Origin of the sequence: Hymenobacter sublimis, assembly GCF_023101345.1 — a bacterium.
Classification (GTDB): Bacteria; Bacteroidota; Bacteroidia; order Cytophagales; family Hymenobacteraceae; genus Hymenobacter; species Hymenobacter sublimis.
In genome coordinates this window covers 1,082,810-1,107,058 of the sequence record NZ_CP095848.1, presented here as the reverse complement: position 1 = coordinate 1,107,058, position 24,249 = coordinate 1,082,810, and the positions used below count along the sequence as shown (strand labels likewise).

18 protein-coding genes and 1 pseudogene are annotated in these 24,249 nt (G+C 50.9%); 7 read left to right on the top strand and 12 right to left on the bottom strand.

Annotation, left to right across the window (positions count from 1 at the left end; all coding sequences use genetic code 11):
• Positions 1-5: 5 nt before the first annotated feature.
• Positions 6-965, bottom strand: coding sequence for a DUF4268 domain-containing protein (locus tag MWH26_RS04745; RefSeq protein WP_247976258.1), 960 nt, complete (start codon positions 963-965; stop codon positions 6-8).
• Positions 965-3,400: an EcoAI/FtnUII family type I restriction enzme subunit R gene (gene hsdR, locus MWH26_RS04740; protein ID WP_247976257.1), complete on the bottom strand. Its 2,436-nt coding sequence runs from the start codon at positions 3,398-3,400 to the stop codon at positions 965-967. Before hsdR ends, MWH26_RS04745 begins: the two co-directional genes overlap by 1 nt.
• 216 nt (positions 3,401-3,616) lie before the next feature.
• Between hsdR and MWH26_RS04735 the strand changes: the two genes are divergently transcribed.
• From MWH26_RS04735 to thcA, 4 genes are all read left to right on the top strand, one after another.
• Complete coding sequence (locus MWH26_RS04735) at positions 3,617-4,297, top strand: recombinase family protein (RefSeq protein ID WP_247976256.1); 681 nt, start codon at positions 3,617-3,619, stop codon at positions 4,295-4,297.
• A 100-nt stretch (positions 4,298-4,397) separates the two neighbouring features.
• Entirely contained in the window at positions 4,398-5,576 is a 1,179-nt protein-coding gene (locus MWH26_RS04730) for a PDDEXK-like family protein (protein WP_247976255.1), read from the top strand.
• A 714-nt stretch (positions 5,577-6,290) separates the two neighbouring features.
• Positions 6,291-7,463, top strand: coding sequence for a Thoeris type III anti-phage system protein ThcB4 (gene thcB4, locus MWH26_RS04725; protein ID WP_247976254.1), 1,173 nt, complete (start codon positions 6,291-6,293; stop codon positions 7,461-7,463).
• Complete coding sequence (gene thcA / locus MWH26_RS04720; RefSeq protein WP_247976253.1) at positions 7,460-8,041, top strand: Thoeris type III anti-phage system protein ThcA; 582 nt, start codon at positions 7,460-7,462, stop codon at positions 8,039-8,041. Before thcB4 ends, thcA begins: the two co-directional genes overlap by 4 nt.
• A 13-nt stretch (positions 8,042-8,054) precedes the next feature.
• Here thcA and MWH26_RS04715 read toward each other — a convergent pair whose 3' ends face one another.
• From MWH26_RS04715 to MWH26_RS04690, 6 genes are all read right to left on the bottom strand, one after another.
• A complete protein-coding gene (locus tag MWH26_RS04715; RefSeq protein WP_247976252.1) occupies positions 8,055-8,696 on the bottom strand; it encodes an Nmad2 family putative nucleotide modification protein in 642 nt (213 codons plus the stop codon).
• A gap of 3 nt (positions 8,697-8,699) precedes the next feature.
• Positions 8,700-9,110: a TIR domain-containing protein gene (locus MWH26_RS04710; protein ID WP_247977059.1), complete on the bottom strand. Its 411-nt coding sequence runs from the start codon at positions 9,108-9,110 to the stop codon at positions 8,700-8,702.
• Positions 9,111-9,157: 47 nt separating this feature from the next.
• Positions 9,158-10,162 carry a nucleotide kinase domain-containing protein gene (locus MWH26_RS04705; protein WP_247976251.1) on the bottom strand — a complete coding sequence of 335 codons (1,005 nt, stop codon included), beginning with the start codon at positions 10,160-10,162 and terminating at the stop codon, positions 9,158-9,160.
• A 2-nt stretch (positions 10,163-10,164) separates the two neighbouring features.
• Positions 10,165-11,046 (bottom strand): nucleoside triphosphate pyrophosphohydrolase family protein, encoded by an 882-nt coding sequence (locus MWH26_RS04700; RefSeq protein ID WP_247976250.1) that lies wholly within the window; start codon positions 11,044-11,046, stop codon positions 10,165-10,167.
• 24 nt (positions 11,047-11,070) lie between these two features.
• Positions 11,071-11,889 (bottom strand): hypothetical protein, encoded by an 819-nt coding sequence (locus tag MWH26_RS04695; RefSeq protein ID WP_247976249.1) that lies wholly within the window; start codon positions 11,887-11,889, stop codon positions 11,071-11,073.
• Positions 11,890-12,108: 219 nt separating this feature from the next.
• A complete protein-coding gene (locus tag MWH26_RS04690; protein WP_247976248.1) occupies positions 12,109-13,077 on the bottom strand; it encodes a dCTP deaminase domain-containing protein in 969 nt (322 codons plus the stop codon).
• A 1,931-nt stretch (positions 13,078-15,008) separates the two neighbouring features.
• Here MWH26_RS04690 and MWH26_RS04685 point away from each other — a divergent pair.
• Positions 15,009-15,485, top strand: coding sequence for a hypothetical protein (locus MWH26_RS04685; protein WP_247976247.1), 477 nt, complete (start codon positions 15,009-15,011; stop codon positions 15,483-15,485).
• Between the two features lie 96 nt (positions 15,486-15,581).
• The gene (locus tag MWH26_RS04680) at positions 15,582-17,204 is read left to right on the top strand and encodes an SBBP repeat-containing protein (RefSeq protein ID WP_247976246.1); all 1,623 of its coding nucleotides are present in this window, start codon (positions 15,582-15,584) and stop codon (positions 17,202-17,204) included.
• 358 nt (positions 17,205-17,562) lie between these two features.
• On the opposite strand, the gene MWH26_RS04675 is transcribed toward MWH26_RS04680, so the two are convergent.
• Together MWH26_RS04675 and MWH26_RS20250 are read right to left on the bottom strand one after the other, a co-directional pair.
• Positions 17,563-17,895, bottom strand: coding sequence for a recombinase family protein (locus tag MWH26_RS04675; protein ID WP_247976245.1), 333 nt, complete (start codon positions 17,893-17,895; stop codon positions 17,563-17,565).
• Entirely contained in the window at positions 17,892-18,011 is a 120-nt protein-coding gene (locus tag MWH26_RS20250) for a recombinase family protein (RefSeq protein WP_375374034.1), read from the bottom strand. Before MWH26_RS20250 ends, MWH26_RS04675 begins: the two co-directional genes overlap by 4 nt.
• 350 nt (positions 18,012-18,361) lie before the next feature.
• Between MWH26_RS20250 and MWH26_RS20245 the strand changes: the two are divergent.
• Positions 18,362-18,745, top strand: a pseudogene (locus MWH26_RS20245) (DUF4158 domain-containing protein); the annotation flags it as partial.
• Between the two features lie 32 nt (positions 18,746-18,777).
• Here the strand turns inward: MWH26_RS20245 and MWH26_RS04665 are convergent.
• Together MWH26_RS04665 and MWH26_RS04660 are read right to left on the bottom strand one after the other, a co-directional pair.
• On the bottom strand, positions 18,778-19,062 hold the full coding sequence (locus tag MWH26_RS04665; protein ID WP_247976243.1) for a hypothetical protein: 285 nt from the start codon (positions 19,060-19,062) through the stop codon (positions 18,778-18,780).
• A gap of 154 nt (positions 19,063-19,216) precedes the next feature.
• Complete coding sequence (locus MWH26_RS04660) at positions 19,217-24,055, bottom strand: RHS repeat-associated core domain-containing protein (protein ID WP_247976242.1); 4,839 nt, start codon at positions 24,053-24,055, stop codon at positions 19,217-19,219.
• Positions 24,056-24,249: the final 194 nt, after the last annotated feature.

Sequence of the window (24,249 nt, the reverse complement as noted above, 5' to 3'; positions counted from 1 at the left end):
AGCTATTAGAAGCGGTTGCGGAAGGTCCGCTGAAAAATTTCGGCCTGGGTGTGCAGCCAGGCAAAATAGGTAGGCCACTGGGTTTCATCCAGCGGGGAGCAGGCGTGGTATTTCACGATGCGAAAAGCGACGCTGTCGGGCAGATCCATCCATTCGGGCTGGTCGCCCAGGGCCTGGTCAATGGCGGCGCGGTCGGCGGCCAGCCGGTCGTACAACGCGGCATCTTCCCGGATGTACAGCTCGCAGCCAATGCGTCGCTCGCGGGAGTTGGTGGTCAGTGAAATGGTAGCCTTACTAGTGCCAAAGGAAATGGTGTACCAGTGCTGGGGGCGGGGCGTGCGCCCCAGACGCAGCTGCGACTGGGGCCGCTGCTGCTGGGTCCACTCTTTGAACCCGTTCCAGAAGCGTTGCTGCAGCAGCTTCAGGTCAGAGGGCCCGGAGCCTTCTTCCCGGCTGGCCTGCACCACCGTCTTTGCCCAGTTATTGGGCTGACAGATGATGTTGAACTTGGGCGCGGGCAGGGAGTCGCCGATTTGCCAGAGCTCCACTTTCACCAGGAAAAAGGAGATGCTCTCGGGCATGTGCTGGTTGAACCAGTCGATGGCCTGGCGGTGCTCCTCGGTATAGTCGCTTACATTCCAGATAATCACGCTGGCATCGTGCGCCGAGGCATAGGTCAGCAGCTGGCCCAGGTGCTTATGGTCGGTAGTTTCGAGCTGGTTTTCAATAATGACTACCTTCTTGCTACCACTCAGCTCCGCCACAATGTCGGCATTGTAGCGTCCGGAGGCCACTTCCATGCGAATGTTCTCGACCGATATTTCCAGCTCTTCACACAGCAGAGCCAGGTTTTCGTGCTGGCCCAGCCACTGGGTAAAGTCGAGGGCCTCGTGCGGCCACATAGTGCGCAGGGGCACGGTTTTGAGCGTACCTAACTGGTAGCGCGGCGAAGTAGGAGGCAGCATCAGGCCGTACGGTAGAGTTCAGTTTCCAGCTCCTGCACGGCTTTCAGGTACTGGGGCTTGCCCCCGAACTGCTGCACGATTTCGAGGCGGGAGCCGATGCCGGTAAAGGGCGGGGCGCTGAGCAGGTCCAGGCTGTCGAGCTCGTCGAGACCGTGGTCGGCGTACTTATCCGTTAAAGCTTCGAGTACGCTGCGGGCCTGGGCTCCATACTTGGTGAAGTAATTGCGCTTGCGCACGTTGTTGGCCCGCTCGCGGCGGGTAAGCGGCGGCTGGTCGAAGGCCACGTGGCAAAGCAGGTCGAACAGGTCCACGTCGCGGCCCACGGCATCCTTAAGCTGTTCCACGGGCACGCCCTGGTCCTGAAGTTCCTGCAGAATGGCGGCCTTGCGGTCGGAGGTTTGCCAGGTAGTCAGAAACTCATCGAGGGTAGCGAAGTGCTCCTGCACTTTCTGGCGAGCATAGTCGGTGAGCTTGATAGTGACGGGCTTGCCGTGCTCATCGAATATCAGCTCCCGCTCCAGCAGAATCGTTACGTCCACCCCGTTCACGTAGAATTTTTGGCGCTTGTCGCCGCCAGTGCCACCCTGCCCGCCGCCCTGCGGGTAGCGGATTTTAGGCTCACCCACTACCGGTACCGGTGGCTCGGGGGTAGAAAACTCTACAGGTTGCCCGGTTACGTCGTCCAAGATGGGCTGGTCATCATCCGTGGCTTGCTCTTCTTCGTCCTCAATTACCCCTAAGTCGTCTTTTTCGCCTACTTCCTTCACCCGCGTCGGGTCACCATCAAATTCAGAGTCTGCGAAGAGATTGGTAGCCTGTCGGAAGTCGAGAATGGTAAAGAACAGCTTGCCATATTCCTCATTGATGCGGGTGCCGCGGCCGATGATCTGCTTGAACTTGGTCATCGAGTTGATGTTGTTGTCCAGCACGATTACCTCGCAGGTCTGGGCATCCACACCCGTAGTCATCAGCTCGGAGGTAGTGGCAATGACGGGATACTTCTCCTCGGGGTTGATGAAGTTTTCGAGCTGCATCTTGCCCAGGTCGTTGTCGCCGGTGATGCGCATCACGTAGCGGTAATCAGCCTTTACCAGGTCGGGGCTCTCGTTAGCCAGGGCACTGCGCATCCGCTCGGCATGGTCAATGTCCACGCAGAACACAATGGTCTTGGCCAGGCGATTATGTCCCTTCAGAAACTCCGTGATTTTGCGGGCGACCAGCTCGGTCCGCTCCTTGATAACGACGGTACGGTCGAAGTCGCGGGTGGTATATACCCGGTCTTCCAGCGGCCGGCCGTGAATGTCGGTTTGTCCGGCTTCGGGCCGCCAGCCGTCCAGGTCGATGTTGGTGCCGATGCGGACTACGCGGTAAGGAGCCAGAAAGCCGTCGTTGATGCCCTGCTTTAGGGAGTAGGTATAGAGCGGCTCCCCGAAATACTCGCTGTTGCTGATTTCGGTGGTTTCGCGGGGCGTAGCAGTCAGGCCAATCTGGGTGGCTTTGTGGAAGTATTGCAGAATCTCGCGCCAGTTGCTGTCGTCGCGGGCGCTGCCACGGTGGCACTCGTCCACCACAATTAGGTCGAAGAACTCGGGAGAAAATTGCTTGTAGATATTGCGCTCTGCTTCCGTGCCAGTCAGACCCTGATAGAGGGCCAGGTAGATTTCGTAGCTCTTCTCTACCTGATGCTTCTCTACGATGTGCATCTTGTCTTTGAAGTGCTTGAAGTCACCCTTGCGGGTCTGATCGATCAGTGCGTTGCGGTCAGCCAGAAACAGAATCCGCTTCTTCACCCCGGACTTCCACAGCCGATGCACAATCTGGAAGGCCGTGTAGGTTTTGCCTGTCCCTGTGGCCATTACCAGCAGAATGCGGTTCTGACCTTTGGCAATGGCTTCTACGGTGCGGTTGATGGCAATCTGCTGATAGTAGCGCGGCCGACGGCCGGAGCCATCGAGGTAGTATTCCTGCTCGGCCAGCTTGGTAGCCACTGGCGAGGTCAGGCCTTTGACCTGCTTATATCGGGCCCAGAGCACGGCCGGGGACGGAAAATCCTCCAAAGCCAACTCCGTTTCTATTATACCGTTTTCTGCTGTGCGGTCGTGGAAAAGAAACCCGTCACCATTAGAGCTGAATACGAAGGGAATATCCAGGATGCGGGCATACTCCAGCCCCTGCATCATCCCAGCTCCTACTGAATGCTTGTTATCCTTGGCCTCAATGATGGCAATCGGAATGTTAGGCTTATAGTACAAGATGTAGTCGGCCCGCTTCTGCTTACCGCGAGCTGTGAGCTTGCCCTTCACATAGATTTTACCATCCGTAAAAGACACCTCTTCCAGAAACTGACTGAACTTGTTCCAGCCCGCGTTTTCAATGGCTGGAGTTATGTATTTGGTACAGATGTCACGCTCAGACAGGGTAGTTTTTGATAGCATAGGGTAGCGGCGTAAAAAGGCCACCGAAGATACAGGCTAGCTATGTTTATCCAATAAATAGGGAGTAATAGCATAAGGTACACAGCAAAGTGTGAGGTAGTCCGATTAGGCTGGACAGTTTAGGGCACTTTGTATCTTTATATAAATGCCCCGTTTCTGTAACGATACAAACCACGAAATCGGGTAGTTTTGGGTCTACCCTCACCACTGCTGCCCATGCCCGACTACGTTGCCTACTACCGCGTGAGTACTGCCCGCCAGGGCCAGTCCGGTCTCGGCCTCGAAGCCCAGCAGGCAGCCGTGCGCACCTTCCTCTCCTTCGGCGAGCAGATCGTGGCGGAGTTTATCGAAATCGAGAGTGGCCGCAAAAATGCCCGGCCCCAATTGGTGGCGGCGATGCAGGCAGCCAAAGAGGCAGGGGCCGTGCTACTGGTGGCCAAGCTCGACCGCCTGGCCCGCAACCTAGCCTTCCTCACGGCCCTGATGGAAAGCCGGGTGCGCTTCAAGGCAGTCGATATGCCCGCCGCCGATGAGTTTACGATTCACGTACTCGGGGCCGTCGCCGAGAAAGAAGCCAAGGCCATTTCAATCCGCACGAAGGATGCGCTGGCGGCTAAGAAAGCGCGGGGCTTTCAGCTCGGGACCCCGGCCAACCTGACGGCTGAGGCGCGGGTCAAGGGACAGCAGCAACGCCAGCTGAATGCCCAGGCCAGCCTGGCTAACCGCCAAGCCACTGAGCTGGCCCGGCTCTACCGCAGCCTGCAGTGGGACTATCGGCGCATTGCCGCCCAGCTTACGGCCTCCGGTTACCGCACCCGCCGCGGGTGCCACTTCACCGCCGCCGGCGTGCGCCGGCTGGTGCTCGGGATCTCGGCAGCTACAGCACCTAAGCAGTAAGGAACTGATTCCCCAAGCGCCTCTCCTCAAGTCCCTGTATCTTGTCCCAGCTATTCGGCTACTTATCGTCGAGTAACGCTGGATCCCTTGTTGAAATCTTATGCGTGAAAGACTACCCTTACAGGCACTGGTAAGCCAAGTATCCGCCATCGAAGTCCGCTATCAAAACCAGATAAAGGCTACCGGAGAGCAGTTTAATATTTTTCACATTTTAGGATTACAGACCGCCGAGGTGCGCACCCATTCCGCCTTCCTGGCGGAACTCTTGAATCCGGAAGGCAGTCACGGTCATCAAGGGGCATTTCTGGATTTGTTCGTGCAGCAGCTAGGCTTTCCAGATTTCAATACCCGAGCAGCCACGGTCGAAATAGAGAAGCATATTGGCTTCATCAGCGAAGACGGGTTGGAAGGGGGCCGAATCGATATCTGTCTATTTCAGCTGGGGGGACATGCCATCTTCATTGAAAACAAGATATACGCCGGCGACCAGAAGAATCAGCTCCTTCGCTACCATACTTATAGTCCCGACGCCAAACTCATTTACTTGACCCTGGATGGCTCTGTACCTGGAGAACATAGCACGGGCGGTGCCCTGTTGCCGGAGGCAGTACACACCTTATCCTATGCAGTCGATATCGTGGCGTGGTTGGAAGCCTGTCGGAAGGAAGCGGCGATGCAGCCGCTCGTACGAGAAACGCTTACGCAATACATTAATCTGATCAAGCGTCTAACCGGCCAAAGCACTAATAGAAGGATGATGGAAGAAGTAAAACATCTGTTACTAACCAGTCCGGACACCTTGGCTGGGGCACAGCATATTAGCCATGCTTTTAGTCAGTTACGAAGCGAAATTCAGAAGGAATTATTCGAGGAATTTAAATACGCATTTCAACGGGTGCTTGATCTTCCAGAGGACAGGCTGCTTTTCACCTACAAAGGTTATAAAGTCATCTTCTCGTGGGATAATGATAGTCGTGATGGCTACTTCTATGGTTTCCCCATTTATGACCAAACCGGAAAAGGAGGCATATGCAAACGAAGTGAGTTTGATGAGCTGGCCGCTTCTTTACGGACATTAAACAGCAGTTTCAAGCGCACCAACTGGTGGGCCGGCTTGATTAATCCACTAGGCTTTAGCAAGATCGAGAATTGTACTCCTCAACAACTCTTTGCGTTATCCTCGCGGGAAGGGCGTCAGAGGGTAGCCCAAGAAACCGCGAATGAAGCAAAGCAATATGTGGACCGATTGCGGCAAAAGTGGCATCCCACAGTGGGATAGCTTAATGAAGCTACATACTCTCTTGAACGACCGTTTAGAAAACGTGACAAGAATTTGGTGCAAAGGTTAAAAGAGCGAGCGTACGGTATGACCATTCCATCGCCCCGACGAGCCGCTCAAGCCAGCCGAAGTTAGCCTTGGTTAAAAGTTTGGTTTAAAAGTCGCATTTGACCTATGAGCGAGCTTCAAAATCGGGCAAAGAGGCACTAAAACGGCCCTTTTCGGGTACCAGCTAGCTCATCGTTAGCTCAATCTCTAAGTTGGCTAAAAGGCGGTACCAGGAACAGGTTTACCCAATCAAAGTACCGTTTAGGCGCTTCTGATGGCTTTCCGGTACACAAGGAGAGTCTGCTAACTGCCAGATGCGACTTCTGGATCAACCTTTTAACCAAGACCTAGGATGGCAAATCATGTGGTAAATACCGTCAGGTGCAGCCGGTACGCACCACGTAGCGTAACGCATTAAATAATTCGCGCAGTGGGTATTGAAGCTATCACGCGTCTTCGCGCACCAGCAGCAAATATGGCAGTAGAAAGATCCATTCGTCGTCGGTCACGTCGCTGGGGTAGGCCCGGCGAGTCGTTTCAATACCCGCTATTTTCGCTCATAAGTCAATAACATCCTCTCGCAGCATTAAACTGCCGTGTAGTTTAATCACATTACTTTTGGAATACAGCAGTCACAGCGAACTACGCCGTGCTATAAGTACCGTTATGAAGATTGTACCTTATCAACTTGTGCTATTAGGGGAGCGAAGCTCCGCCGATATGGCTGCCTTCAAAGAGGATTTTCTCACTCGGGTGAGTGAATTAGGTATTGACCCTTCAACGCACGTCAAAATCCTTTACTCCGATAACCTAACGTCCTTTCAAAGTTCGGCGCCTCTTGTCGCCGTCTTTTTTGGCAGTCCGGGGTTTCTAGCAACTGAAGCTGAAGCGGCTCAACGGGTCGTGGATACAGGCTTTATGATTATTCCGGTCGTGGATAGCTTAGACTACTATCAGACCCTCGTGCCCGAATGCCTTTACCCAGTAAATGGATTCGCATTGCAAACTGCCTCTGGCGGCGTCGCGGCTGTTACCAGCGCCGTGCTGGAAACGCTTAACTTGCTACGTCGTACTAGAAAGTTATTTATCAGCTACCGGCGAAAAGAATCAAAGGTAGCTGCCATTCAGCTTTACGAACATCTGGATAGCTGCGGCTTCGATGTATTTCTAGATACGCTCAGTATTCGACCTGGCGAGCCGTTCCAAGAAGTGCTTTGGCATAAGTTGAGCGATACAGATGTGGTTATTCTACTGGACACTCCTGGCTATCTACAAAGCCGCTGGACGAGCGAGGAGTTAGCAAAAGCTTCCGCTATGTCTATTGGCATTATTCAGGTGATATGGCCGGGCCACCAACCTGACCCTATTACCTCGCTTTGTGAGCGGCTTTATCTGAGCAGCCAAGATGTGACCCCGGATGCTAACGAACAATTGTCCTTCACTGACGATGCCGTGGCAGAAATAGCTAAGCTTGCTGAATCATTGCGGGCTAGGTCCCTATCCGCTAGGTACTATAATCTTGTCGGCGAATTAAAGCTAAGCGCAAGTGAACTGGATATTGAGGTAATTCTTCAACCACAGCAGTTTGTGATCATTAAAACTCCTCACAAAGAGATTGCTGCTATCCCAACTGTTGGGGTACCAGAAGCAATGCGCTACCAAGAGTTTAGCGAACTCTTGGTAGCGGTTCACGACTCTACCAGCGATGGAGCTGTGCTTCTTTACGATGACAACAACCTGCGCAAGCGCTGGCAGGAACACTTGCAGTGGCTCGATACGCACTTGCCCATAAAATCTGTCCGCATCGCGCACATTAAGCAATGGTTGACCAGCCTATGAAAAAGATCTTTCTCTCCGCCAGTGTGCCAGACCCGCAGCGCGACCAGCGTTACCATGGCACTGCTGATGTAATTGCCATCCGGGAAGCTGTCCGGGCATTGGCCACGCTCATATTACCCAGTGCAATGCTGGTGTGGGGTGGCCATCCGGCCATTACTCCATTGATACGGATTATTGCAGAGGGGCTCGGCCTTCATACACAGTCTCCTGTTATCCTTTACCAGTCTGCTTTTTTCGAAGGGAGTTTTCCTGAGAGTAACTCGGCATTCGAAACTATCATCGTTACCAAGCGGGCGCAGGACAAAAAAGAGAGCCTCGCGCTAATGCGGCAACAGATGCTGACAGACCACATCTTCGATGCGGGCGTATTTATTGGCGGGATGGAAGGCGTAGAGGAAGAGTTCGAACTCTTTAAGCGCTATCAGCCTAACGTTTCCGTGCTGCCGCTGGCTACAACCGGTGGAGCAGCTAAGGTTATCTACGACCAGCAGCCCGGGGCATTCCCCGCCATACTCGGCAGTCAATATTCCTATTTATCGCTGTTTCGCAGTCACATACCTTTTCTGCGAGGTGTATAGACTAATATATAGTCTAAGTCAAGCGATTGGTTTTCACAGAATAGTGGGCAGCACTCTTGTCAAAATTGAAAGGGTCAGCCACTATTTGGTTAAATGCTCCAGTATGGTTTTCTAGCCAAACTATCAATTCACGGCCCTGTGCTAGTGAAAATACACGATGTCCCCGACCATTCTGATATCCTAGTCCCTGCAGTAAAGATATCGGTATGGTTACGGCAGCACTACCAAAGTAATAAAAGTGAGTAGAAAGTAGCACGTTGCTAGACTGCGTATCGCGGTCTTTATTGTCCACATTCATCGTACCATCTACGTTGCTGTGATGCGATGGAGCTTGCTGCCACTGCTGATGCTGATCGAGAAAATAAATATTGTCGCCTAGCATCATCTTTTTGCTTCCATTGCGCACGGGCCTTTTGTCCTGATACGCTGGGTCTGTCCAATACTGATTAAAGGTGATTTTATCTGTCACCCGCATCGCATATACACACCGGCCAGTAGCTTTCAGTCGACCGCCGCCAACTCCTACTATCCAATCGCCAACCTGTGCAGTGTTGCGGATGCTTGGCTTACAGGTAGCCAAGCTGCAGAAGCCGTGATATGGATTAGGTGCGAATCCCAAGTCCCTATCCACGACATAGATATACAACCGGCCCATCAATTAGCAGGCGTAGGAAGTGGCCGTCGTAGGAGGTACGCGTGGGGTGCCATCCGACGTTTGGAACTCATTGTTACCGTCAATTGCTGCCATAATGCTGTTGGTGTTCCAGCCAACAATAGCTGAGCTGTATTTTTCCAGACTCGGCGGTATATCTGCTTCTGTTCCACCACGTGCGAATACGCCGACGATGCGCTTGCCCTGCGCATTGGCTTGGTCGATTTCCCAATTAACCCAGGGTCTAGAGTGCGTGTCCTTACCAATGAGCACGACCACCGTACTGGCCCACGTAATTTTGATACGTAAAATCCGTTGGATGGCTTCCTCGCTCACACGCTTCTCATCCATTCGGCGCTGATTTTCGGGCTTCATGCGAACAGAGCTGTTGCGCACGTCATAGCCCTTACCCGACATCAACTGTGTGAGCTTGGTTACCTCCGCGTCATCTTGATGATGGTGGCTTATGAAAAGATGTCGGCGATTGCTTGCTGCTGGCATATAGAATTGGCGGCTTGATTAATGTTCCACTTAGGGGGAAAAAGGTAGGTGAGCGGTTCCGTGCTAGCATTAAAGCGTTGTTTAATCCGCTTTTGGCCGCCAGCACTGACTACCTCCGGGTTGGTAGCACGCAGGTATTTATCCGTTTCGCAGAACAGGTTTTGACAGTCAATAAGTTGCAGTGGCCTACCGTACAAACTTGGCGATGGCAGATCCAGCCGTACACACTCGGTTTCTTGTTCTTCAGCCATTAGCCGGATAACATCCTCGTAGCTGTAATCGCCAAGCGAGGAGAAGCACTTTTTAATGCCATTAATGGCACCGGGGCCGGCTACGACGAAATCCATTTCGGAGAAATCCGTCAGCGTGCTATAGTTTAAATCGATTGCGTACTGGAAAGCCAAGAACTTGCCCAATGAGGGGTAAGTTAGTAGCAGAGCATATACTTCTTCCAGCGAGTGGCACGCCTGCACTCGCTCGTCTAACCGATCATCGAGCATTTGCGCCAGAAGGGCCAAATGGTTGCTATGCTTAAACTTATGGCCGTAAGCCCGTCCAGCTGATGGCATGATATACGCCCCTGAGTAGATGGTGCGCCCCATTGACACCCTGTATGTCAACAACTCATCATAGCGGGCCACTTCAAACGATTCGGCACTGAGTGGTCCCAGTGCCCTTTCCAAGTAGCGGTAAGTATCAATCTTATTAAAAAGCTTGAAGAGAATCGTATGAAAGAAAATATCGCGGGGAGTCTCCTGTTCTGCCTGCACACCAATGAGATACTGCGACACTCGGTCAAGTGCGCGAAAAGTATTGGTGAATCGATAGGCATTTATTATCGGGTCATTAGTCCAAGGTCCTTGCGGATTTTCGAGGCGCTTCAGAAAAACCTCTTGCCGTCTGGCCGCGAAATGCCAGTAGCTGTCATATAAAACGGATTTCTCTGGCTTTTTGCGACTGATATACATGATTACTTTCCGAGATATTCAAGCTTTCGTTCCTTAGGCGACACGAGTACACGGCCGCCCTTCTGCTCTACCACTTGATGGAATACTTGGTAGGAGGAAAGTATAGTTTGTTCCCACTGGTACGAGCTGACCGCAGCAACTTCCAAGTCAATTACTAGTTGCTGCACCATGTTGAGTAAATCGGTATCAACACGGTCGCTCCTGCGCAGCATCTTGTTGCCCTTCGCATAGTTATAGATAATGAGCGTTACGGCCTCTTCTGCCACCTGAGCCCGCCCCCGGTCCTCTGCATCCAGCACGATGAGGTCGCTTTTGCGTTTGAGCTTCATTAGGTGGCGCGTTACTGGTGACCAGCCTAGAAAAGCTACGTGTCCTAAATGAAACACGTCATGGTAGCGGTACAAGTTAGGAAGCCGGGAATTGTCCGTTAGTGGGTCACCGAGTGCCACAGAGCCCGACTCAGTTTCCCATAACATGCTTACGTTTAGAAATGGCCCCTGCTGCTCCTCAACAAAATTTATCACAAAAGTGTCTGGAAAACGCTCAGCGTATTCGGCATCGAATCGAGGTAGGGTTGTTAGGTCAGTTGCTTGAAACCTATCCGTAACCTTCAACAGGTTTCGTTGAGCGATTTCTTCTAAGGTCAGCCCGTTATGAGAGGCAATAGCCGCCACGTACCAGAGTACATCACCGAGTTCTTCCGCCAGCCGGGTGGAAAAGCTGCCAAAGCCCTCACCGTCCCGCAACAGTTTTTTTAGTGTTGTCAGAACAGAGCCGGCCTCACCGGCCAGCCCCAGGTAACCTAGTAGGTAGTTCTCCTGGTCTTTAGAATTGTAGCGCTGCCTAGTAGTGGCAGCTTGTATTTGGTAATCGTCTAGCTCCATTGCTATGATGTTGTAAAATGCACGCTAGCCGTTCAGTACTTGCTGCTTTGTAGGCGCTGGGTATAGCTGATATAATGCATCCAGCTTATAATCCTCATAAAGTGCTTTCATTCTCCACATAAGAAGCAAGCTAGCATTTAGATTAATAGGAGTAAGATGGCCTGTTTTGATTGGGTAAGTCATACTTACGGATTCATTGATAGTACCCAGCTTTCCGCCTTCCAACATGGATTTAACTAAGTGCCGCCGGTTGGCATGCTCCCAGGGCTTACGCTTCCTGATAAACTGCGTGGTAAGAATCTCTGAATGAATCCACGGCGACAAAGTAGTATCCATGACCGCACTAGTTTTTACTGAGTTAGGTGTCTCCAAGAAAAAGATGCATTCCGTGCTATCAATCATTTTGTTCAGCGCACTAGCGACCATCAGGTGCACATGGCTCGTTGACAAATTACGAGCATCGTAATTGTAGTAACGCTTACCTTCCCGTTGGAACGAACAGTACTCGTTATCAATGTCTTTTAGTAGGTCCCCACCATAGCCCCACACTGCCGAATCTATGAATGAAGTAATGCTCAAATACTTTTTTAAGTACCCGGCCAGTATAAGGACGCGTTGTTCATCCCGGTGCGAATGCGAGATAAACACATCGGCCGGTAACTCTGGAAACCACTGGTCTTGTAATTCAGATGCGTCAATTGAGCCATCCTCCAATACCAAAGTATCTAGGCTACGCCTGATATTTTTTTTCTGTTCAGCAAACAGGTCGCTACCTATCCGGTGAAGCTCGGCACTTTCCTGCTCGGGAAAATCGTCGAGTGTAAGCTTGAAACCTCGGTACATACGAAATAGCATCAGATTGTACTTTACCTAACACTGGCAATATACTACGGCGCTGGCCATCAATAGCTCTCGACTTTAAGCTTGTTTAGCAAGCTAGGTGAGCTTGTTCAACGCCAATTGCATGGACAGTGGGACATTCAATCAGCCAAGTAAATACTAGAAAAATACCTAGCAACTATTTTTCTGGAGGACCTCACCATAAGACTGGTAATAGGTAAGCTATTGCTTATTACCAATCTTATTCCTTTGTAATATGTTGGCTTTAGCGTTGCTTAGCGCATTTAGAGCGCTGTCTAATCTAACCGTGAGCGTATGGCTGCGCAGGCTATCACGAGTAGCGGCCTTCTCTAGTTTGGCCGTTATTGCTAACTGATTCTGCTGGAGTTGGTTCCAACGATACTGGTCGATTTCATTTAAGATGTATTTGACACCAACTGCTATCAAAATAGCTATAATGATACCGCCGTATTTGGTGATATTCGCATCCTTGTTGCGCACAGCAGTGTCAAGTTGCCCAACCTTGGAATCGACCTCGCGAATTTTTTTATCCAGAACGGCTGGCGACAGTACTGCCCCCTCAATCTTGGATACATCTTCACTGGAAATACCCTGCTGATTCTGATGCTGACCAGCGTACACTTGGTCATCGGTTAATTCTTCTGTGAATTCGCTTAGCCACAACGGGAATAACCGTTGGCCTTCTTCTAAAGTAATAGCGCGGCTACCTGCATTGTAAACTGAAAACTTGAGTCGTCCGTGAAATCCTGGGTCGACGTGGAATCCAGATACATTGATTAAACCTCGAAACTTAATGCCTGCCTTTACAGAAATGAACCCAAGATTGGATGCCGGGATGAAAATAATTTCTTTCGTAATGAGCAAAGCGAACTGACCTGGTTCAATGACAAACTGCTCTTTTTCAGCAAGTACGTTTTTGGTAGCCGTTTCTGTATTAGTTGTAAAATACTCATCGCCCATTGACAGTTCATAGGCTCCACTTTTAATTCGTTCGGGATCGTAAGGGCTTATGCATGTCGGCAACAGCCCAAGTAACTGTGTGCTATTCAAGAAACTCATAATTTGAAAAATATGACCCCTTGTGTTAACGAACAAGCGGTTGTGAATTAATTCAGTCAGTGGAAAGCGCTGTGAGCGTTCAATTATTAGCATCCGCTCTAAAGGTTCCATCAGCAGCTACGCTGTCGTAGATACACAGCCTCTACAAATGTATCCGGTTACTTTTCTTTTTGTCGCATGACTTTCTGGCGAACAAAGCGCACCACAAACTGAATTACCCCTACCAAGAGCGGCAGTAGCAAGAAGAAAAACACGATAAACCAGTGCCGTCAAAGTTGCCTAGCCCGGCAAATCGGATGGCACTGCGCAGCGTGTCCAACGCCTCTACTCCCCACCGAAGCAACGAGAATAGAAGCGCTCCTGCTTTTAAGGGGTTATAATGCAGTAGGCGGCGTAATATTTCCGCCTGTTGCACTGTAATGTCCTAAAAAAGTTGACGGGATGCATCCCTAGCTGGGAAATTTGTCACATCCGCCGCGAGAACAAGCCTCGGTAGCCTCCAACAAGCTCCCATTGGTCTCAGTAGTGACTGAAGCTAGGTTCCGTAATGTGACTTCTCGGACAGGTCTTTTACTTTCCCGTTGAGCAAGCTAAGCATCATAAGTAGCATACTTGGGTTCAGGATATAGCGTTTCAGGGATGTTTCACATACTATTCCGATAAGTCAGTACTCTCAAATAACGTGCGCAACATCATTACGATACTACTTGTATTCACAAGCTGCACCGAGTCCCCTCAGGAAAGATGTACAATCTTAAATAATTATGTTAGCACGCTTGATTTTAATATGAAAATCACTGACGTCACTGGCTACGGCAGGGTAACGAATTTCTCATGTCTAAGTTTAAAGACGAAAAAGGATACCAGCTTGTATAGTGAGCAACCTTATTTTACTTACCTAAAAAAGCATTGTTCGATAGGAAATACCCTTATAAAAAATAGAGGAGAAAATTTTATTCTTATAAAAAAGACGAATAAAAATATCTTAGTTTTTTACAACTGTGAACGCGAGAATTCTCTCAAGGACCCTAAAATTCGTACAGAAAAGAAGTAAACGAATATACTTTCGTGCTCCCCGAAGTTGAGATACTTAAGGTAAGCCATATTGGTCAACGCCATGGCTCCAAAAAGCACCTATCGTCACTTCACCGCTGAGTTCATAGCAAAGGGGGAACTGGGCGCCCTCACGAAGCGGTAGTTGATAGGCGAGTTGACCATTTAACCGTCGCACAAAGCAGCTGCTGAAGGCTGCGACGGCCCAGGCCATCCACATACATTTTCATGTGCCGAGCTCTTGCTATCTAGTGACCGTGCTGAACTAGCACTCGTGCCACATGCTTAACTGGGAGCTGAGCAACACGCTGTAAGTAGATTTTTGCCTGACATCCCTGCTCCAGTAGCTGGTTCATCAGCCAGGATATTACGCAAGCGCTGCTGGTGGCCGGTTGCCAGATCAGCCGCGACGGTTGCAGCCGTGCCACCTACAACGTTTTGTCAAGGGGCTTTAACGCTCCATGAAGTAGGAATGTATCTACCTTAACCCGGCTGAGGACAGGTAGCACCTCTACCAACAATCTGCCTACTTACCTACTACAAGTATTAGCGACCCCACTAAGCCCTAAAAGGGCAAACGCCAGCTACAATTTACGTCCAAACACCTACGTTCAACCTTAAATCTATTTGATTCAATATACCTCACACTGAACTCTAGGTTCAGCTAAAGGAGGGTTCTATACAACTGAGAAAGACAGTCTACCTATTTTAGGTCAATACATTTTATGCGTCAAGGTATACATCCTAATCGAAGGGGCTCGTACGGGTGACGTAGCGGCCGATAGTGCAGTGAATCAGCCTGCGGCGAATTCTTAAAGAAATGCTTACTCAGCCAGTTCACATGCGAGCAGTGACTAGAGAAGAAGTATTCAAAAGAAGCCTTGTCCACCGGACATCCTTTGGATGCGATGTATGCTATGTTGCAAAGTAAGTCTTAAGAAAGTCTGAATACAGCTGTTACTTTTGCAATACCCTTTATACCCCTCATCATGACAAAACTATTTACTCATTGCTCTTTAGCGGTTAGCTTACTTTTCTTAGGATGTTCTAATCAGGCTTCTGATCCACAGCCCGCTGCTATTGTTCCGCTCAATACCCTAGAAGTACGCATCGATGGGGTTGTCGTGCCGAATAGTACTAGCGGGTTACTGCGTGTGACACCTAGGCAGAATGACTTAATGCTTAGTGTGCTATTGGATAAGCAAGAGTGGGTGGATATGACGGTACGGCTGAATGCTTTTCACATGAAACCGGAGAAGGTGACGTTCCCGTCCGACTCTGGCTATGGCATTAGTATTTATGCCTACTCATCGGGCAGGCACACCAGCAATACGTGCGGCGCTTCCCCGGATGGCTATGTGCAGATTAGTACCCTCGACGAAAAAAAACCGCACCATGAGCGGGACGTTTACCGGCACTATCTGCAATCAGAATGGAACCAAGAGGACGTGCGAGGGAAAATTTAATCTCCCTTACGTATTGGTTCAGTAAGGACCTCTCCAACCTTCATTTCTGGAACTGAGCACGTGGACTTTATCCGTCGGGTAGGTATAATGTTGAGTATGCTACTCCTGTGGTTGGCGTGCCAGACTGCGCAAGCCCAATTCGTCACTTTCAACCAAGCGGTCACTATTGCCACGCAGGATGGGCCGTATAGCACCATCACCCCGACGGCCCTCGCCGTGGACCCAGCGGGTAACACCTACCTAACGGGGTACTTCTACGATGTCGTGACACTGGGCACGACAACCTTGCAGCACACAAGAGGCCGCATTTTCGTGGCCAAGCGGGACCCCAGCGGCCGGTACGTATGGGTCGTACAGGCCGGTGGGGGCCAGCGGGAAGCAGGTACTGACATTGCCGTGGATGCCGGGGGTAACGTGTACATAACAGGCTATTTCGACAATGCCCGCGCCACCTTCGGCCATCTTCAGCTACAGCAGCTAAACGGTCGCAACGGGTTCGTAGCCAAGCTCAGCCCTGCCGGCACCTGGCTCTGGGCGGTGCAGGATGGAGGCTATGCTACCGTTTGGCCTACGGCGTTGGCCCTTGACAGCCAAGCCAATGTTTACATCACTGGACACTTCGAAGAAAGCCCGGCCGTATTTGGGCCTTATTCGATTGCCAACGTGGGTACTGGAAGCTTCAGTCGGGATGCGTTTGTCGCGAAGCTCAACACCAGTGGGCAATGGCAGTGGGCCCGGGGGATAGGAGGCAGCGGCAACGAAGAAGGCCAGGACGTAGCCGTAGATGCGGCCGATAAGGTGCACATCATCGGCGACTTTACGAGTTCCAGCCTAGCCTTCGGCAGTGACATGATTACCAACTACGGGTCCAGCAATGTATTCGTAGCCGAGCTGGATGCCCAGGGCACGCCACAATGGCTGAACGGTGGCGGGGGTGACAATTGGGATCGAGGCGCTACACTGGCCGTTGACCAGCAGGGCAATACCTATGTTGCCGGGCGCTTTTTCAGTACTGTGGCGCATTTCGGCACGACCGATTTATACAAAACGGGCTTAGACGAGGTGTTCGTTGGGAAACTGGACCCATTTGGGGTGTGGCTGTGGGCCAAGCGAGCCGGTGGCACTGGTTCCGACAACGCCAATAGTATGGCCGTGGATAGCCAGGGAAATGTCTACGTCACCGGCTCTCACGAAAGCGCCTATTTTACGGCTGGTTTTTCAGGTGTACCCCAAATTGGTAAACTGGATGCGTATGTATTCAAGCTCAACGCTACTACAGGCGACTGCCTCTGGTTGACGAGTGGCGGAGGAACAATGGATGATGCAGCAGGAAGTATTGTACTAGACCGGAGCGGGAAGGTATACTTAGCAGGCACTTTCCAACAAGAAGCTGATTTTGGTCCGATCCATTTGACAGCCGCTTTGCCGCACAGCTTAGGCTTCGTTACTCAGATAAATGGTACAGGCTTACCAATGATTAATAGCTCGAAAAATTTAGCAGAAGTATTCATAGCCTACCCTAACCCGACCCAGGGTATTATACACATTGCTGGAGTTAAGAAGGGGGAAGAATTAGAACTCTATGATCATCATGGCAAGTTAACATGGAATCATATATGTCAATCGGCCGTAGAAAAAATAATATTACCTACTTATTTAAACAAGGGCTTGTATACTATACATGTAAAAGGAGCGTATAGAATAATTATTTTAGAATAATTATTCTATACAATACAAATACTTATGCCTTTTTATCAGCATGAGGTATATATCAGATTCATGCACTTGATAAGTAGTAGCTATGTTGCTCAAGCCATACTGCGGAATCTTGGCTAGCAACCCTGCGGATAGGGCGGTGCAAGTGGCTGCTTCGAGGGCTTTGCAGGTGCGGGACTGGCCTAGCGTAATCGGCCTTCTTATAGAAGCGGGTGATAAAATTACTCTAAGCCTTTTCGGCCGCCTGAGTTAGTGGGTCAGCGTTGCTGACAGATACTTACGGTAGCGATTGACGCTGGAGAGGCTGATATCGGTCATCGCCACGGTTTCAGTCACGGATAGGCCCTTGTCCAGCGCCTTTTTAACTTTGCTCATAAAGCCCTTTGGGCCGGCCGATGTGCTTGCCCTGGGCGGCGGCCAGTTGCTGGCCGGCTTTAGTCTTCTCCAGAATGCCCTCGCGGTCGTATTCGGTCAGCGAGGCGAAAATGGAGAACATAAACTTGCCCGCCGACGTGGTGGTGTTAATGCCCAGGTCCAGAGCCTTGAAGTGGATGCCGCGCTGGTAGAAGGAGTTGAACAGGTGAATCACATGGTCGCGGCGGCGGCCCAGGCGAAAGAAGTGCGCTACTAATACGGTGTCGCCTTCGCGCAGCAAGCCTAGTAGCTCATCGAGCGCCGGCCGCTGCACACTCACGCCCGTGATTTATCTTGGAGGATGCGGTCGCAGCCGGCCTTGGTCAGGATGTCGAGTTGGGTATCCTGGTTCTGGTCGATGGTGGAGACGCGGGCGTAGCCGAAGGTCTGGTGCATAACGGATCAACAAGTCAGGTTCACAAAGCTAACGCCCCATTTATTTTTGGTCCGACTTTCTGCCCCCTTGTTTTCGGGCGGCTCGCCGCCCGGTGGGTCGGCGGGGGCCAGGGCCAAGAAGCTATGGTGGCTGTTGCAGAACTCGTGGCCTGTTCCAGCGCCATGACGAATACGGGCTTATTTATCAGGAAGTGGCCATGAGTTCTGCAACAGCCACCATAACTTCTTGGCTCGCGCTCCCCTGCATGATTTCTCCCTTTCTGACCGCGCCCGAACGCTAGGGCTGCCAACAAGTACCCGCCACCCTCAGCGAAACCGGCCTACGACAGTACTTCCACCTAACGGGGGCAGACCGGGAGTTTGTCCAGCGCCAGCGCCGCGATAGCAACTGCCCGGGCTGCGCTGTGCAGCAGGCTCTGGTGCGCCTGCTGGGCTACCTGCCGGAAGACTAATTCGAGCAGGTGCCACCGCCAGTGGCCTCCTTTGTCAGCCAGCAGTTGGGCATCGCTCCGGATGCCTTGACCAGCTACGGCGAACGGGCAGTTACCCGTAGCGAGCACCTGCAACTGGTGCTGCGGCACCTGGACAGCCCCGGCTTGGAAGCTTGGCTACTGGAGCGGGCCCTAGAGCACGATCAGCCGCGCCTGCTCTTGCAGGTGGCCTGTCTCCCGTTTTTGCGCACAGCCGGACTGCCACACTTGTCGCATACAACAGATGTCTGGATCATAGCCTAAGGTACCAATCACCCCGCTATTTACCACTGCCTTTAATTGTTTGTTTTTCCTATTAAATAATAATAATCAGTAATGACTAATGTGGTATCAAAACCTAGCCTTATATCACTGTTATCGAGAGATAGTTTATAGGTAGCATTTATTTTGTTAACCTTATCAAGCAGACTTTGATTAATTCGACAAGTTATAAATAAAGTATCATTAGTATCTTTTGCGAATATAGGAATTACTTTACTATCGTATAAATATTCAAAGTCAACCGATTTTACTGGTTTATTACTCTCAATAAATCTTGAAATAAGTTCATGTTTTTTCATAAACTTGATAGTAAAAACAGAATCTGTTACAACAGTATCATGTGATACGTTGGTTAATATTTTACTTGTGTTATAAGTTTTACTATCAACCGAATTATACGATTTTTGGTCGCATGAATAAAGTAATAACATAATAAAAAAAATTATGCAATGCTTATTCGTAAAAACTTGGCGACCCAATTTTTTTTCCATTCCAGTTTATTGGGGTTTTAATTAAGTGCATGAATTTACCATTTCTATTAACGCTGTCTATTCTGAAAGTTGGGTAATTACCGTTCGCATCTCTATTTGCTTCTATAAGTTGTGCGCGTGCACTTACAGTATCGTAGACGCTTGATTCCAAAAGCGAAATATAAGGATCAGTTAATTGAGCTTTACCCAAAGCATCTAACCCCGTCTTATAGTTATCTACCGCGCCTTTAATAGCTGTAGCCACAGTGTTAGAACCAGGCAAGCCAAATGTTGGCTTCCCAGTAGGTAGATTTTCGAAAGTAATAAGATTCTTGTGTGGATCAATAATTGCACCTGAGGCTACTCCATTACGGACATGCCATACGGGGCCGTTTGCGTAAGATTCAGAGCTATAATACTGATATCCTCCTCCTTTGAATGATATTTTATCCCAAAAGCTTTCTCCACGATATACTTCGGCCACATCATATTTAACTCCAAAGTCGTGCTTATTATTATCAAGATCTATAAAACCCCATTCTTCGTCAACTTGGTATATTTCACTAACATCATTGCCTAGAAACACTGCAGCTGCATGCCTCCATGTAGCACCGAAATGAGAGTACCCACCATTAGGATCATAACTGTTAGCTGGATTATTTCCCATTCCTAAGTAAGGGGAGTCATATTGGCCATAAGGATCTTTACTCATCCATCTACCTGTACGCGCGTCATACATACGCAAATCAAAGCTATTATATCCCGTTTCCTTGTCAAACTTACTGAACTGGCCTTGATATCCACGGCGGAAGTTCTGTAAATATTGGCTTGTCCAGCTTAGCGGGTCGTTGCGCTGACCATAAGCGTAGAAATGATTCTCCTCCAATAACATACCTGACGTATGCTTGATGGAAAAGTCATCAAAATAAACAGATACCCCATCATTGCTTACTACACCAACTTCCAGTGAACTGGCTTGCTTATCCACCACATCGTAATCTATCACAAGCTCCGTCCATTTTCCTTCTGCGCTACTGGGGACCAGCACCCGGCCATTCGTAAGAAAGCCGCCATTCTTATCGCGCAGAACGTAATACAGCTGCGCATTCGGCAACGTTGCCTGGGTTCCGACAGTTCTGGCTAGCAGAGGAACAGCCACGCCCAGGCTCAACCGGCTTAGCAACTGCTGCGTCTTGGATGGCTTGACCTCCCCTTCTTTACCGGCTACCGCTTGCACGCCAACGCTACCAGCCACCACTCCGCCAACGACGGCAGCACGCGCTAGCACGCCTCCATCCGTAGGATAGCCTACGTACACGCTCATCTTTACTTTGTCACCACGTTGTACTTGCAGGGTTTTCTTGGGGCCGTTCCGGTAGGTATCCCGTAGCCACGCAGCGTTGGCGCCACTGCGCTTATACACCCCACTTCGAATAGCGGGCGGAAAAGAGAATTCCTGCTCTTCCGTTGGTCCTCCTTCCATATTGGCACTGTACGAAGCCTCTTGCGGCCGATGGAATACCACCCGCGTGTTGCCCAGTTGGTCATGAATCTCGTAGAGCTGGTCAGCTGTCTGGTTGCCCGTTGCCCGGCGGTAACTTCCTAAGCGGGCTGCGCCATATACCGGCTGTTCGGTCAAAGTAATTTGCCCGGTCGCGGCATCGGTAGCATAGGTTGCCAGCTCATTGCCACCAGCATCATACACGTAGTATAGGGTTTCCACCTGCGTAGGCACGGCGGCATTCGGGTAACGCTGCTCTTTGATACGGTGCCCAAACTCATCGTAGGTGTAACGCGCCACTGGCTGCTGCCTAGCGGCATCCCGGAAAACGGCTGTAACCTTTCCCGCAACATCGTATTCCAAATACTTATTACCCGTAACTTCTTCCTGCGCTACGGTCTGGCCAAGCGCATCATACGTGTATTTGATGAGGTCCGTAGTGCCCCCGGGTACTTTAACTGCCGTGAGCTTGTTCGTATTCAGGTTAGGGCCCTGATAGTTATACTGGCCCGCGAAAGAAGCCCACCCTACGCCATCCGTGCGACGGAGGTTAGTGATGTTGCCGTTGGGGTCATAGTCGATTCCCTTTTCGGCATACTGCCCATTGCCGCTTAATAAGAAATTAAGATTCGTGGCAGCGCCCGTTACAGTACCATAGTCCGCGTTGGTAAGCTGCCCTTTGTCATCATAAGCGTAGATGTACCCCTGAGGAGCAATGCCAGTTGTCTGCCAGCTGGCTGCCCGTACCGTACCGTTGTACCGGGGAGCGTTTTGTGCGGTATTCTCCGTGAAGCCGCTTACCGGGCGGGCACTAGCTTGATAATCCCCATTGAAATACTGCAGTGTCGTCCCAAACAGGTCGGGCTTGAAAAGCAGGCTGTTATTTAGTCCGTCCTGGCCAGGATCAGCGGTACTGGTTTCTCCATTGATGGATTTCAGCCAGCCCTGGACCGTGTAGAAGTAGTCTATTCCCTGTAGGTTGCCGCCCAATTCCACCCGTTTCAGCGGGCCGTGCAGATAGTAGACGTATTTGGCTTGTAAGTCCCGTGGCGTGGCCTGGTCGGTAGGCAGGGCCAAGTTTGTGCGTACTTCTTGCAGACGCTGGTCGGCATCGTAGGCATAATAGTGCGTTAGGCGCTCCGCCGGCATGTTCTTCTGGTAGCAGGCCGTGAGCACTTTGCCGCTGAAATCGTAGGTATACTCCATCGTACGCATCGGCAACTGCCCCTGCTGAGTTACCAGCCAGGTGGTGCGTCCCTGGTCATCATAGCTATATATAGTATGCGACACTTCCGACTGTGCGTCCCATGGGGTAATACTGGAATATTTGGCCATAGCTGCTGCCTGACCTGCTACGAATTCAGGTGAGTAGCCGTTAGGTAGACTAAACCTGCCTCTCAGGTTATCGTAGTAAGTTCGTACCACCTCATATCGAAATTGTCCCCCCAAAGGACCATCGTAGTAGCTGCTATAGGATGACGGCTCGTAATCCAGAGTAGCTGCGTCGTTCTTGATACTAGTAAAGAATGTGGCGGGAGAATTTGGGCGGCATTCTCCACTCTCGATCGGACGACCTATGTTGTCGTAATTAGTGTAGGAGAAATAGCCGTTGGCCCGCTGATTGGCATTTTGCGAAAAGCGCAGCTTTCCATCATTGCGGTAGAAGTATTCCGTGCGGCCGGCGTCCGTCTCGGTCATGGCCGTCTGACGGCCCTGCACGTCATATTCATAGGTGTTTAGAAACGGCAGGCTAGCCAAGGAAGGGAACGTATTGGGGGGCGTGCCGCCCTTCAACACACCCGTATAATGCGAACGTGAGAGGTCGGTCACAAGGATACCTTTTCCCTCATCCAAGCGGTAATAGGCAACCAAGGAACTGTTGGCCGGAGCTACCGTTCCCCGTGATTCGGCTGCAATGGATTGAGCGTCTTTCACGCTATCATACACCCGGAATTCATCCAGGAGACCTTTATATGTCCCCCCACCCAGGTTGACGGACGGATGCACGTAATCGATTTGCGTCCAAGGTGTACCCGTGGCCACCTGGATACCATTGACGAACAAGGTGGGGACCTTGTTCGTGAAGGTCACGGCAACGTGGGTCCATCCAGTAATGGCTCCTTTCCATACCAGTACAGCAGGATACCAATTGCTTCCCAATTCGTAGACGACGACGCCGTTCGTTCCAATGGAGAGCTCAACGGCAGCATGGCCGGCAGGATACCAAGCGGCTGAACCTACGTGGATGGCTGAACGGTGATTGGCCGCAAAACCGGCATATTGGTTAGTCTGATCTACTGCGTCGTTGTGCGTGGCCGTAGGATAAACCCAGGCTTCCATCGTAAAGGTATTCGCCGTAGCCGGCGCATTGACTACGGCTCTTGGGTCCCCATCCCGAGTAGTTGTTTCGATGCGGTCATCAACCCCATCGAAGAGGAGAGCACTTCCCGTTGGGGAGGCATACGGGGCAGTAGAAGGCGTTTGCCAAGTCGGCCCAGTTTGATTGTTTACGGCGTGCACTAGTTGTGCTCCGTTTGGCGCGAGTGAGGCCAGCAGTTGTCCCTTCTGATCATAGAAGTTATAGCTGATATCCTGATACGCGTTACTGTATCGCACCCGAAACGCACCACGCAATGCCTCCAGCTTGTAGGTACCGGCAGGCAGATTACCTGGAGTATTTTTGAAATCAATTGTAACGTCAGCGCCTGTGGTAGTATTCGTCAGCTTGTAATCACAGTTTCCGTCGCCCATTGGCGTAATGGCAACTGCTCCGGTAACAAGGGTGTAAAAGGTTGCAAACTGCCGGATCACGTTGGCAGCTGACGTTACAGTTATTGGTTTGCCATTCGGATTATCTACATCATATAAGCGCCCATCTAATTGAAAGGGGAAATACGATTCCACCCGTAAAGCGTCCAGTGTATTGGGAATGGGAGTAGAATCCGTTGGTCCACTATCATAGTACGCCCCATTAACGAAGATCTTAATTTGCGGCAGATACGCTCGCATCTGTATGCCTTCCATGCGGACGCCGGCACCCTTCTCGAAGACATATACAGTACCTAAATCAATGTCATTGCTTACGGTCAACTGATTGCCAGGCCGTGCCGTCATAACCGGATGGCCTTCCTTGTCCTGGACGACCACTACTTTTTGCTGGTTGGCATCTAGGCTGAGTTGCTGGCTAGCCGCAGATGCCAACGAGCCAAGCGTTTCCCCAACCGTGGTGGTTGGAAAATACTTGGCGCGTAGCTGCAGATACGTGGCGAGTTCGTTAACGACGCCAAAGGTCCCCGCCACCCCCTCGTGACCGTTGCCCATACGGTGGGCGCTGCCTGGTCCAGCCGAGCGCACTACCCCCGTACTACCATCCGGCTCTGCGTACGTTCGGCTGTAGGGGTAAGCCGTCGCGGCCGTGTAGGGTTCCTCCGTGTTGTTCGTGCTGTAATACCAGCCCAGCGGTGTGGTCGTGGCGGCTGGGGCTGGTGAGGTAAGGGTTCCGCTTTCATCAAAAT